At 59.5% G+C, this 11,936-nt stretch carries 11 protein-coding genes and 1 tRNA gene; 9 read left to right on the top strand and 3 right to left on the bottom strand.

Annotated elements, in window-relative coordinates; translation table 11 throughout:
- The first annotated feature begins 76 nt into the window (after window positions 1-76).
- The 3 genes from R6W86_RS04915 to rnt all read left to right on the top strand — a co-directional run bounded on the left by R6W86_RS04915 (window position 77) and on the right by rnt (window position 2,822).
- Window positions 77-1,003 carry a histone deacetylase family protein gene (locus tag R6W86_RS04915; RefSeq protein ID WP_410328265.1) on the top strand — a complete coding sequence of 309 codons (927 nt, stop codon included), beginning with the start codon at window positions 77-79 and terminating at the stop codon, window positions 1,001-1,003.
- A gap of 87 nt (window positions 1,004-1,090) precedes the next feature.
- On the top strand, window positions 1,091-2,122 hold the full coding sequence (gene pyrC / locus R6W86_RS04910) for a dihydroorotase (RefSeq protein WP_410328264.1): 1,032 nt from the start codon (window positions 1,091-1,093) through the stop codon (window positions 2,120-2,122).
- Window positions 2,123-2,165: 43 nt separating this feature from the next.
- Window positions 2,166-2,822: a ribonuclease T gene (gene rnt / locus R6W86_RS04905; protein ID WP_410328263.1), complete on the top strand. Its 657-nt coding sequence runs from the start codon at window positions 2,166-2,168 to the stop codon at window positions 2,820-2,822.
- Between the two features lie 58 nt (window positions 2,823-2,880).
- Here the strand turns inward: rnt and R6W86_RS04900 are convergent, their stop codons facing one another.
- On the bottom strand, window positions 2,881-4,866 hold the full coding sequence (locus tag R6W86_RS04900) for an SDR family oxidoreductase (protein ID WP_410328262.1): 1,986 nt from the start codon (window positions 4,864-4,866) through the stop codon (window positions 2,881-2,883).
- Window positions 4,867-5,249: 383 nt separating this feature from the next.
- Here R6W86_RS04900 and R6W86_RS04895 point away from each other — a divergent pair, with 383 nt between their 5' ends.
- Both R6W86_RS04895 and R6W86_RS04890 read left to right on the top strand, forming a co-directional pair.
- Window positions 5,250-5,549, top strand: coding sequence for a hypothetical protein (locus tag R6W86_RS04895; protein WP_410328261.1), 300 nt, complete (start codon window positions 5,250-5,252; stop codon window positions 5,547-5,549).
- A gap of 31 nt (window positions 5,550-5,580) precedes the next feature.
- Window positions 5,581-8,418, top strand: a complete 2,838-nt coding sequence (locus R6W86_RS04890) for an insulinase family protein (RefSeq protein ID WP_410328260.1) — start codon at window positions 5,581-5,583, stop codon at window positions 8,416-8,418.
- Between the two features lie 5 nt (window positions 8,419-8,423).
- Here R6W86_RS04890 and R6W86_RS04885 read toward each other — a convergent pair whose 3' ends face one another.
- Together R6W86_RS04885 and R6W86_RS04880 are read right to left on the bottom strand one after the other, a co-directional pair.
- Window positions 8,424-9,056 (bottom strand): TIGR04282 family arsenosugar biosynthesis glycosyltransferase, encoded by a 633-nt coding sequence (locus R6W86_RS04885; RefSeq protein ID WP_410328259.1) that lies wholly within the window; start codon window positions 9,054-9,056, stop codon window positions 8,424-8,426.
- Entirely contained in the window at window positions 9,043-9,756 is a 714-nt protein-coding gene (locus R6W86_RS04880) for a TIGR04283 family arsenosugar biosynthesis glycosyltransferase (RefSeq protein WP_410328258.1), read from the bottom strand. Before R6W86_RS04880 ends, R6W86_RS04885 begins: the two co-directional genes overlap by 14 nt.
- 81 nt (window positions 9,757-9,837) lie before the next feature.
- Here R6W86_RS04880 and R6W86_RS04875 point away from each other — a divergent pair.
- The 4 genes from R6W86_RS04875 to R6W86_RS04860 all read left to right on the top strand — a co-directional run bounded on the left by R6W86_RS04875 (window position 9,838) and on the right by R6W86_RS04860 (window position 11,877).
- Window positions 9,838-9,914 (top strand) — tRNA-Arg (locus R6W86_RS04875).
- Window positions 9,915-10,008: 94 nt separating this feature from the next.
- The gene (locus R6W86_RS04870; protein WP_410328257.1) at window positions 10,009-10,383 is read left to right on the top strand and encodes a hypothetical protein; all 375 of its coding nucleotides are present in this window, start codon (window positions 10,009-10,011) and stop codon (window positions 10,381-10,383) included.
- Window positions 10,384-10,431: 48 nt separating this feature from the next.
- Window positions 10,432-11,166 (top strand): HupE/UreJ family protein, encoded by a 735-nt coding sequence (locus R6W86_RS04865; RefSeq protein WP_410328256.1) that lies wholly within the window; start codon window positions 10,432-10,434, stop codon window positions 11,164-11,166.
- Between the two features lie 15 nt (window positions 11,167-11,181).
- Window positions 11,182-11,877 carry a hypothetical protein gene (locus tag R6W86_RS04860; RefSeq protein WP_410328255.1) on the top strand — a complete coding sequence of 232 codons (696 nt, stop codon included), beginning with the start codon at window positions 11,182-11,184 and terminating at the stop codon, window positions 11,875-11,877.
- The last annotated feature ends 59 nt before the right edge of the window (window positions 11,878-11,936 follow it).

Here is an 11,936-nt window from a genome sequence, read left to right as displayed (position 1 = left end):
AAGAAATACGACGGACTACGTTTTTCCCTGATAACATTGATGAAAATACAAGCATATTCCGGACGAACAGAGACGTATGACCACGGCATTTTTTTCCCACGATGACTGCATGAAGCACAACATGGGCCCGGAGCACCCGGAATGCCCCGAACGTATCTCTACGATCCTCGCCTACCTGGCAGACACGCATCTGGAACAGGATCTGGACTGGGTTCGTCCGGAAGAGATCACCCGTGACCAGCTGTTGGCCGTACACCCGGAAAAATACCTGCAACAGCTTGAACTGATGGAGCCCACCCGCGGCCGTGTCTTTACCGATCCGGACACCGCGATGATGCCAGACACCCTGAGGGCCGCCCGCCTGGCCGCCGGCGCCAACGTTCAGGCCGTCGACATGGTGATGAGCAGCCAGGTTACCAATGCCTTTGTCTGCGCCCGACCTCCCGGCCACCATGCCGAGCGTGCCAAATCCATGGGCTTCTGCTTCTACAACAACATCGCACTGGCCGCCATGCGGGCACTTAACTTCCACCATCTCGACCGGGTTGCCATCGTGGATTTCGATGTACACCAGGGCAATGGCACCGCGGACATCGTGGGCGGCGACGAGCGCATTCTCATGTGCTCCAGCTTCCAGCACCCGTTCTATCCCCACTCCCACGTACACCGGCAGGCGCCGAACATCGTCAATGCGGCCATCGAAGCTGGCTGCTCCTCCGCCGAGTACCGGAAAACCGTAGAGGCCGTCTGGCTGAAAAAGCTGCAGGACTTCAAACCGCAGGTCATCCTGATCTCCGCCGGCTTCGACGCGCACAAGCTGGACCCGATGGCGGAGCTGAACCTGGAGACCGAAGACTTCCGCTGGCTCACCGAGATGATCACCAGCGTCGCCAACGACTACTCCAACGACCGGGTCATCTCCACACTGGAGGGGGGCTACCACCTCAGGGCGCTGGCCGAGAGCGTGGCCGCACACCTGGAAGTTCTGGACTCCGTCTACTGATCCACGGGTTCTCCGGGAGGGCGAGCAACAACGCCGTTCACCTTCTGATATAATTCGGCAAATTTTCAGGCCTCCCGGAAAACACCCATGACAGAACAGCTGATTATCACCCGCCCGGACGACTGGCACCTGCACGTTCGCGACGGGGATATCCTCAATGACGTGGTCCCGGCCACCGCCGTCTGTTTCGGCCGCGCCATCATCATGCCCAACCTGGTGCTGCCCGTGGTCACAGCAGCGGACGCGACCGCCTACCGCGAACGCATCCTGGCAGCAGCCAACAGCGCCAGCTTCGAACCGCTGATGACCCTGTACCTGACCGAAGCCACCACGCCGGAGATGATCCGGGAAGCCAGGAGTGCCGGCGTCATCGCCGCCAAACTCTACCCGGCCGGCGCCACCACCAACTCTGCTTCCGGTGTAAAGGATATTCGCAACATCTATCCCGTGCTGGAGGCAATGGCCGACTGCGGCATGCTGTTGCTGGTCCATGGCGAAGTCACCGATGCGGACATCGATATCTTTGACCGGGAGAAGGTGTTCCTGGAGCGGGTACTGGCGCCTACGCTGCAAGCCTTCCCCAGCCTGAAGGTGGTGCTCGAACACATCACCACCGCCGATTCCGCAAACTTTGTCCGCGACTACAAGGGTGACAACCTCGGCGCGACCCTGACGCCCCAACACCTGATGTACAACCGCAACCACATGCTGGTTGGCGGCATCCGCCCTCACCTGTACTGCCTGCCCATCCTCAAGCGCAACCTTCACCAGCAGGCTCTGCGAAACGCAGTGGCCAGCGGAGACAAACGCTTCTTCCTGGGCACCGATTCCGCCCCCCACGCCAGGGACAGGAAAGAAGCCGCCTGCGGCTGTGCCGGCTGCTTCTCCGCCTTCGGCGCCATTGGCCTGTACGCGGACATCTTCGAGGAACTGGGCATCCTGGACAAGTTCGAGGCCTTCGCCAGCCATAATGGTGCCGACTTCTACGGCCTGCCCCGCAACCAGGACACCATTACCCTGGTACGCAAGCCCTGGACCATGCCCGAGCAACTGCCCCTGGCAGACGGCTCCATTGTGCCCCTGAAAGCCAGTGAAACCGTTAACTGGCAAATGGCGTAATCTGTTACGCCGCGTACACACACTGTCGACAACCGGAGTTCGAGTGACAGACGAAAACAAAGAACCGCATCCCATGTCCAAACGCTTCCGTGGTTTCCTGCCGGTGGTGGTAGATGTGGAGACCGCCGGCTTCAACCCCGAGCGTGATGCTTTGCTGGAAGTGGCAGCGGTGCTGCTGACCATGGATGACGACGGCTGGTTGCGCCGGGGCGAGACCCACGTGCAGCAAATCGACCCGTTTGAGGGCGCCAACCTCGAGCAGTCTGCCCTGGACTTTACCGGCATCGACCCCTGGGATCCCAGCCGCGAAGCGGTGCCCGAGCGTGAGGGCCTGAGCGAAATTTTCAGCCCGATCCGCAAAGCGGTGAAGGCCCATGACTGCAAGCGGGCTGTGTTGGTGGGCCACAACGCCACCTTCGATCACAATTTCGTGTTTGCCGCCACCATGCGTGCCGACATCAAGCGCAACCCGTTCCACCCGTTCTCCACGTTTGACACTGCCACCCTGGCGGGCCTGGCCTATGGCCACACGGTGCTGGCCCAGGCCTGCAAGCTGGCCGGTATCCCGTTCAACAACAAGGAAGCCCATTCGGCGGCCTACGATGCGGAAAAAACCGCCGACCTGTTCTGCGGCATCGTCAATCGGTGGAAGGAGCTGGGCGGTTTTCCGCCGCCTCCGGTGGAAATCCCCGAGCAATAACCCATACCCATTAAAAAACCCGCCAAAGCGGGTTTTTTAATGCCTGCGTGGTCCACCGTTACCAGTAGATACCCCGCATGATCGCCGCAAAGGCCACCTGCTCGGTGGACACGTTCGGTTTCTCGCCGGACTTGCTGCCGGCGGCCGCCGGTGAATCCGGGAACATCCGGTAACCGGTGTTCATGATGATCTCGCCCATCTTCGGCGCCAGGGCGTGCAGCACCTGGGCGAAGATACCCAGACGGGTGGCAATGCGTTTGGGCCGGTAGACGATAGCCTCGGCCACCATGTCCGCTGCCTCGTCCGGTGTCAGGGTCGGCACCTGATCGTAGATTTTCGTCGGCGCAATCATCGGCGTTTTCACCAACGGCATATTGATGGTGGTGAAAGTAACATTCCGATCGGACCATTCCGCCGCGGCACAACGACTGAACGCATCCAGGGCGGACTTGGACGCCACGTAGGCCGAGAACCGCGGAGCGTTGGTGAGCACCCCGATCGAGGAAATGTTCACCACGTGACCCCGACGGTGCTCCATCATGCTCGGGGCAAAGCCCATGATCAGCCGCACAGAACCAAAGTAGTTCAGCTGCATGGTGCGCTCGAAATCGTGGAAGCGATCAAAGGACAGATCCAGGGACCGGCGGATGGAACGGCCGGCGTTGTTTACCAGCACATCCACGTGGCCGTGGTTGTCCAGCACGGTCTTGATGAACTCGTCACAGGCGTCCATGTCCGAGAAATCGCACTGATAGGGGTGCACGCTGGCGCCACGGGATTCCAGCTCCGCCGCCACTTCCTTCAGCCGCTCGGGCTTGCGGGCACCGATGACCAGAATGGCACCGGCATCCGCCAGCTTCTGGGCTGTCGCCAGACCAATCCCGGAGGTTGCACCGGTGACCACACAGACCCGGCCCTCGACCGTGCCCTTGAGGGTGCGGTCCTTGAACAGATCCGGATCCAGGTTCCGTTCCCAGTAATCCCAGATCACCGGAGCGTAGTCCGGCAGGCGCGGCACCTCGATACCGGTGCCCTTCAGCGCCCGCTCGGTCTCGCGGGCGTCAAAACGGGTGGGATAGTTAATGAACGACATCACCGACGGCGGAATACCCATGTCATCCAGCACCGCACTGGTAATACGCTTCACCGGCGGCAGGTTCTTGACACTCTGGCGGATAAACGGCGGGATGAAGCCGAACATCCGGGAATCGATGCGCATGCCCATCTTCGGAGCGTGGCCGGCCTCGCTGAAAATATTGAGGATCTCGCCAACCTTGTAGGGATCGGAATCCACCAGGTGGAAACAGTTACCGTCCTCGCCATCGAGGTGGGCAATGTGATCCAGTGCATCTACCACGAAATCCACCGGCACAATGTTCAGGCGGCCGCCCTCGATGCCGATAGTGGGCACCCACTGGGGCAGCGCGTGGCGAATCTTCTGGATCATCTTGAAGAAGTAATAGGGACCATCCACCTTGTCCATTTCGCCGGTTTCGGAGTGGCCGATCACCATGCCCGGCCGGTAAATTCGGAACGGAACCTTGCACTCTTCCCGCACCACTCTTTCAGACTCATGTTTGGTAAGCAGGTATGGATGATCGAGCTTTTCCGCTTCCTCGAACATGTCCTCGCGGAAGGTGCCCTTGAACAGGCCTGCCGCTGCAATGGAGGAGACGTGATGGAAGTGCTTTGCGCCCATGGCCTCTGCCGCCTGGACTGCAGCCCGGGTTCCGTCAATGTTGGCCGCCTGCTGACTGTCCTCATCCGCGCCCATGTCGTAGACGGCGGCAAGATGGAAGAAATGATCGATCTTGCCCTTGAGGGAGGCCATGGTGTCGGCGTCGATCCCCAGATTCGGACGGGTCAGATCACCAATCACCGCCTTGACCCGGGTTTCATCCGCGCCCCAGCGCTCCCGGAGCTTCTGGAGCTTGTCCTGGCTCTGTTCGCGCACCAGTACGTGAACGGTGCCGCCACGCGCCAGAAGCTTCTCAACGAGAAAACGGCCAATAAATCCGGTACCACCAGTAAGGAAGTAGTTCATTAAATTCCACCCTGCCTGTTGCTCTGTTTTTGTCTATCCATGCCGGGCGCCATTCGACTAAAGTCGTAGTCACCCGAAAACGCCGGCATTGTACTTAATTGCAACGTTCATGTATCGAACTTTTTTAGAGCATTTACTCTTTAACCTCTTGTTTTATATAGAGCCATTACTCTAATTACCGGACAGGCCCTGCAATCGGCCTGGCTGAATTTTCCGACACATTGTCTCTGAGACTAGCACAGGGCGCCGGGATTGCCGGTCTTGAAAATCCCATCACAGAAAGCCATGAAACCCATGGCCGGCAATGCCATAATCAGGAACTTATTGCGCTTTCCGGCGTCATTTCATGTCACAGTCAACAAGGTTCCCTGAAAACCACATCCATGCAAAAAGACAACCCGAACACTGAACGCTACATCGCCATCGCCCGGGCATGCCTGAAAGCCATCAACGATACCGCCGCCAACTCCGGCTCCCGGGAGGAAAAAATCCAGGCGGTCTACGAGGCCATCGACCAGGCCTTCCAGGCCGAATTCTCCGAGTACCGCCAGTCCGTCGCCATCATGGCCACCGTGCTTGAGCGAATTGCATCGGGTCAGCTGGACGGTGAGAAAGCGGCCGATCTGGCTCGTAAAACCCTGGACCAGCAGCCCGAGGCCACCCGCAACGCGCTGATGCACTGAATCGACCGAATCCACAGACCGCAGAGGCCCTATGACCCACGGAAAGCAAATCCGCCAATACTTTCGAGTGTTGTCCTGCCTGGCACTGTTACTGCTGAGCAGCCTTGCTCTGGCCGCCAGCGACATCCGCAAGAGCCCGAACGACGATAACCAGTACCGATACATGGAACTGGAGAATGGTCTGAGGGCGATCCTGGTTTCCGACCCTGAGGCGGACAAAGCAGCCGCATCGCTGAATGTGGCGGTCGGTAGCGGCGATGACCCGAGGGGGCGCGAAGGCCTCTCCCACTTCCTGGAGCACATGCTGTTCCTGGGCACCGAGAAGTACCCGGAGCCCGGCGAATACCAGCAGTTCATCAAGAGCCATGGCGGCAGTCACAATGCTTTCACCGCCTTCCAGGACACCAACTACTTCTTTGATGTGCAGGCCCAGTTCCTGGAACCCGCCCTGGACCGCTTCGCCCAGCAGTTCTCCGCCCCACTGTTCACACCGGAACTGGTGGACCGGGAACGCAATGCCGTGCACTCGGAGTTCAGTGCCAAACAGAAAGACGATGGCCGGCGTTTCTATTCCGTGAAGAAGGCAGTGAGCAATCCGAACCACGCTTTCAGTCAATTCGCTGTGGGCAACCTGAGCACACTGGAGAACACCGAAGACAATCCCCTGCGCCCGGACCTGATCGAGTTCTGGGAGAATCACTACTCTGCCAATCTGATGACGCTCTCGGTCTATGGTCCCCAGTCACTGGACGAGCTCGAAACCATCGTGCGGGAGCGATTCAGCGCCATCGAGAACCGCAATCTTGAGCAGAAAGAGCACCCGGAACCGATGTTCCGCGCCGACGACCTGCCAGCCAGGGTCACGGCCGATGCCATCAAGGATGTCCGTAGCTTGACCCTCAGCTTCCCGATTCCATCCCAGCAGGACAACTACCGGACCAAACCGGCGAGCTATATTACCAACCTGCTGGGCCATGAAGGCCCCGGTAGCCTGTTTGATGTGCTCAAGCGCGCCGGACTGGCCGACAGCCTCTCCGCCGGGTTGGGCATGGACACCGGCGACAATGCGACGCTGGAAATCAGCATGGCACTGACACCCGAAGGCCTCGAACGCCAGGACGAGATCCTGCCGCTGGTGTTCGACTACATCAAGCGGATACGCCAGTCCGGCATCGGCGAAGACCGCTTCCATGAAATGCAACAGTTGGCCACCATCGATTTCCGCTTCCGGGAGCAGGGAGAACCTCTGCATGAGGCCATGCGCCTGGCCGGCCAGCTCCAGCACTATCCGGCCGAAGATATCCTGAGTGCCCCCTGGCTGATGGAACGGTATGCACCTGAGCAGTACCGCGATATTCTGGACCGGCTGACTCCAGACAACCTGTTGGTCTTGGTGCTGGCCCCGGAGCCAGAACTGGACGAGCCAAACACCACCCAGTGGTATGGCGCCGCCTGGCAGATGACCGAGCTCTCGCCATCGGACATCACCACTGGCGCACCGGAACAACTGGCCACCCAACTCGCACTGCCTCAACCCAACCCGTTTGTTCCGGAAAACCTTGCACTGGTTTCCGGCGACACCATGTCGCACCCGGTGCAACTGGGCGGCCAGGACGGGATGGAAATCTGGTTTGCCCGGGACAACCGGTTCGGCACGCCCAAGGCCAACGTCTTCGTCAGCCTGCGCACGCCGGCCGCCCGGGCCAGTGCCCGCAGTGCCGTGCTGACCAAGGTTCTGGTGGATGCGGTCAATAGCAACCTGAACGCCGCCTCCTATGCCGCCAGCCTTGCGGGCCTGGATTACAGCGTCTACCCCCACCTGCGGGGCATCACCATCCGCGTGGGCGGCTACAACGACAAACTCCACACCCTGCTCAACCGGATTCTGCTCCAGGTTGGTGATCCGCTGCTGACCGAACAACGGTTCCGGATTGCCCGTCAGAACCTGATCGACAACCTGCAGAACCAGGCCAAAAACCGCCCGGTCGAACAGACCTCCGAGTTTGTCCAGACCGCCCTGATCGAAGGCGCCTGGAGCACCGATGAGAAACTGGCCGCTGCCCGGGAAATCACCCTGGACGAGCTGCGCTCCTTTGCCCTGAACCTGCTGAGTGAGGTTGATCCGGTCATGCTGGCCCATGGCAATGTCACCGAATCCTACGCACTGAACCTGGCCAGGCAGGTGGAGGCCATTGTGCTGGATGACAGCCGGCTTGCCGAAGTCCCCCGCAGCCAGGTGCGCCAACTGCCCGAGGAAGAGACCGAGGTTTCCCTGGCCGTGGATCACCCGGATACCGGCTACACCCTCTACATGCAGGGGGATAACACCAGCTTCGCGGAGCGAGCCCGCTATCGTTTGCTGGGGCAGATCATCAGCAGCCCGTTCTACGAGGAAATCCGCACCAACCGTCAGTTGGGATACATCGTGTATGCCACCCCGTTCGAAATGTTGGAAACGCCGGCGTTGGGATTTGTGGTGCAATCTCCCTCGGCATCACAAACCGAGATTGATCGTGCGGTACGGGAGTTTTCACAGAGCTTTGAGGACGTACTTTCCAGCTTGACCGAGGAGCAACTGGATCGGGAAAAACAGGCCGTGATCAGTAAGCTGCTGGAGCAGGATCGGCAACTGGGTCACATTTCGAGCCGTTACTGGCGGGAGATCGACCGTGGCATGGCAAACTTCGACTCACGGGAGCAACTTGCCGGGGCCGTGAGGAATGTCACAAGGCAGGAACTGCTGGACATCTTCCGCGAGTCCGTACTGGAAAGAGACCAGGCGCTGCGGGTAGTCACCGGAGGCAACGGCCTCGAGGCCGAGCGGGCTCTTGGCACACTCACCGAATTGCCGCCAGTGCCGGCGAGCTGACCGATTCAGCGACTACCCAGAAAACGGGCCCAATCCCCGGGCTCGTCCACATCCCAGCGGGGCTCCAGCAGGAAGTAGCTGAGCCCCGCTTTTTCGAGTCGTTCGCAAGTCTGCTTCAGCACTTCCGGCGTTCCCCACTCAATATCATCCAGCATGCCCTCGACTACCCGGGAAGCGCCGATCAGAACGTACCCGCCATCGTCGGAGGGACCGAGTACCACGTCATGATCCGCCAGGCACGCCACGGCATGCCGGGCGTAGTCAGGATCCACCGACGGGCAATCACTGCCAACGATCAGGGCCCGGTCATACTCTTGCAAGGATAGACCCAACGCAGCCTCCATTCGTTCACCGAGACTGTTGCCCTGCTGCACCATCTGAATCAGGCCTGCGCCTTCCACCTCTTCGAGAATGGGCAAGGCCTCGGCGGTTGGTTCGTCCTCCTCCCGATCCCACCAGAACTCGACCGGATAACCGGTGGCGCACAGGTTATCGAGCACCTTCAGGGTCAGCCGGATGTGGGCCTCGAGCGCACCGACAGGGCCCAACTCCGGCATCAGCCGGGTCTTGACCTTGCCCGCTTCGGGCCACTTGGTAAACTGGAGAAAAACAGCGGAGGGAGGATTACTCAGAGGCATTTCGGACATCCGATCGATAGGCCTTCGCCAGGGATTCCGGCGATTCACCACGCCAGTAACGCCAACGCAATCGCCACATCAGCAGAATAGTACGCCAGGGACCGTTCTGTTCCCAGCGCCGGCTGTCGGTGACCACCGGATCGGTAATACACCAGGGGCGGGACACCAGTCGCAACCGACCAGAAATTTCCACATCTTCCATCAATGGAATTTCACGGAACCCGCCGAGGGCCTCGAACACATCCCGGCGCACAAACATGCCCTGATCGCCGGTACAGATTCCGGTCAGGCGGGACCGATGGTTCATAAACCAGGCGATAATCCGGAAGATCGGGCGGTGGGCACTCAGGGCCACATCAAAACGCCCCCAGCCGAAACGGGTCCGGGAGAACTGTTCAAGTTCAGCGAGGGCCGATTCGGGCAGCCGGGTGTCAGCATGGAGGAACAGCAACACATTGCCCGCCGCCACTGCAGCCCCGGCATTCATCTGCATCGCCCTGCCCTTGCCGGTTACCACCACCCGGTCACACCACGGCCGGGCAAGCTCAGCCGTCCTGTCCGGGCTGCCGGCGTCCACCACGATCACCTCAAGGCCAGACCCGCGCAGCGGCTGAAGCGCCTGCAGGGTGTCAACGATGGTTCCAGCCTCTTTCCAGACCGGAACAATCACGCTTAACGACAACGGCTCGGACAAAATCACACTCCCGGAAGACCACTCAACACGCCCACACCTTGAGCCACAAGCTTTCGCCCGCTATCATACCGGCCTTCTCGCAGATTTGCCCCCGTAGCTCATCTGGATAGAGCGTCCCCCTCCTAAGGGGAAGGTAGCAGGTTCGAGTCCTGCCGGGGGTACCATTCAGATTGGCCATTTTTAATTCCTGCTCCCCTGCGGGCATGCTATTCTCAGACCCCGTATTGATCCACCAGCCGGACCAGCAATCTGACGCCCATGATTACGGCTATCCACCGTAAAAAACTGTTTCCGTTTTTTGTCATGCTGGTGGCGCTGGCCGGGATGACCCTTTCGGTCGTCGGTGAAGCCTCATCCCATGGTATCGCTGAACTGACTGAGACGTCGGCAACGGACTTTGGTGATTACCCGCACAGTCACGATCATCACAGCCATGACACCGACGAAAAACCAGACATTCCCCTGCATCACGATTCTGGCAACCACACCCACGAATCTGTGGATCAATTGACCATCCGCCTTGTCTCCAGCCATGTGCTCGCCTTCCGGCAGGCTGTTTCGTTCGCCGGAGACTCTCCCCGCAGTTTTCGTTATCGACTCGAGCGCCCGCCAAAGGCATCGCTCACCGTTTGAGTCTCGCTGCGTCTGCAGCCCAATTACACGAAAACTGACGGAGTCACTATGTTGTCAACTTTGCTTGACGGCCGCTGGCGGGCGCACAGCCTCGCCGGTGAAAATCGCCTCATCTGGATATTCCTGACCCTCGGACTGCTCGGAGTGAGCACCGATGCGCTCGCCCATGCCGTCGCCCAGGGTGACAAGGGGTACATCCAGGAAATCACTGGTGTAAACCTGATTGCTTTTATCTACCTCGGGGCCAAACACATGGTCACCGGCTATGACCACCTGCTGTTCCTGCTGGGTGTCATCTTCTTCCTCTACCGCATGCAGCATATCGCCATCTATGTAAGCCTGTTTGCGCTGGGGCATTCCACAACGATGTTGTTGGGTGTGTACTTCAATGTCGGCATCAACAGCTACCTCATTGATGCCATTATCGGCCTGTCGATCGTGTATAAGGCCTTGGACAATATTGGTGCCTACCAGCGCTGGTTTGGTTTCCAGCCCAACACCAAGGCTGCCACCCTCATTTTCGGATTCTTCCACGGCTTTGGCCTGTCGACCAAGATCATCGAATACGACATCTCGCCGGACGGGCTGATTCCGAACCTCCTTGCTTTCAACGTGGGCGTGGAAATCGGACAGCTCATTGCCCTGAGCATAATCCTGATTGCCATCAGCTTCTGGCGCAAAACAGACGGCTTTTACCGCCACGCCTACACCGCCAACGTGGCCATGATGAGCGCAGGCTTCCTGCTCTTCGGCTACCAGCTCACCGGTTACTTTGTCGCCTGATTCTGGAGATTCGTTATGTACAACACTGATATACCAAACCGTGAAGAATTACCCAGCACCGCCAAACTGATTCGCTCAACCATCATCGCAGCCATCGTGGCGCTGGTTCTGCTGGCAACCATCGTAATGCCCGCGGAATACGCCCTGGACCCAACCGGTGCGGGCCGACTCCTGGGTCTGACTGAAATGGGCGAGATCAAAGAACAGCTCGCACAGGAGGCCTCCGCGGACAAGGCTGCCCAGACGGTTGCCGTGCAATCCTCGACCGGCCAGAAGGCTCCGGAAGCAGCCGAACCTGTCGCCGCCAAACCGGCTCAGGAAACCGCCTCGGCTTCCGCACCTGAAGCTGAGCCCGCCCCGGAAGAACCTGTATCAGAGCCTGCACCTGTGGAACCTCAGTGGCAGGATGAAGTGCGTGTGGTTCTTTCACCGGGTGAAGGCACAGAGTTCAAGCTCACCATGGAAGAAGGTGCTGTTGCCCGGTTCTCGTGGATTTCTCAAGGCGGCGCCATCAATTACGATACCCATGGCGATGGCGGTGGACAGTCCATTTCTTACGAGAAGGGGAGAGGCGTTCCGGAGGATGAAGGCAAGCTTGTGGCGGCGTTTACTGGCAACCACGGCTGGTTTTTCCGGAACCGGAACGATAACGACATCACGCTCGTGCTTCGTACCGGCGGCGATTACGGTAAGTTGAAGAAGATGCTCTGACTGGAACCTGGCTCTCGAGAGTTGGCTCCCCATGGCGGGAGCCACTTCCCGGCCTTTGG

This window comes from Marinobacter sp., assembly GCF_046484525.1.
Classification (GTDB): Bacteria; Pseudomonadota; Gammaproteobacteria; order Pseudomonadales; family Oleiphilaceae; genus Marinobacter.
This window is presented reverse-complemented; position numbering and strand designations above follow the sequence as displayed.

Coding starts and splice junctions, on each gene's coding strand:
- R6W86_RS04915 (WP_410328265.1), top strand. CDS start 77: ATGACCACGGCATTTTTTTCCCACGATGACTGCATGAAGCACAACATG.
- pyrC (WP_410328264.1), top strand. CDS start 1,091: ATGACAGAACAGCTGATTATCACCCGCCCGGACGACTGGCACCTGCAC.
- R6W86_RS04900 (WP_410328262.1), bottom strand. CDS start 4,866: ATGAACTACTTCCTTACTGGTGGTACCGGATTTATTGGCCGTTTTCTC.
- R6W86_RS04895 (WP_410328261.1), top strand. CDS start 5,250: ATGCAAAAAGACAACCCGAACACTGAACGCTACATCGCCATCGCCCGG.
- R6W86_RS04890 (WP_410328260.1), top strand. CDS start 5,581: ATGACCCACGGAAAGCAAATCCGCCAATACTTTCGAGTGTTGTCCTGC.
- R6W86_RS04885 (WP_410328259.1), bottom strand. CDS start 9,056: ATGCCTCTGAGTAATCCTCCCTCCGCTGTTTTTCTCCAGTTTACCAAG.
- R6W86_RS04870 (WP_410328257.1), top strand. CDS start 10,009: ATGATTACGGCTATCCACCGTAAAAAACTGTTTCCGTTTTTTGTCATG.
- R6W86_RS04865 (WP_410328256.1), top strand. CDS start 10,432: ATGTTGTCAACTTTGCTTGACGGCCGCTGGCGGGCGCACAGCCTCGCC.
- R6W86_RS04860 (WP_410328255.1), top strand. CDS start 11,182: ATGTACAACACTGATATACCAAACCGTGAAGAATTACCCAGCACCGCC.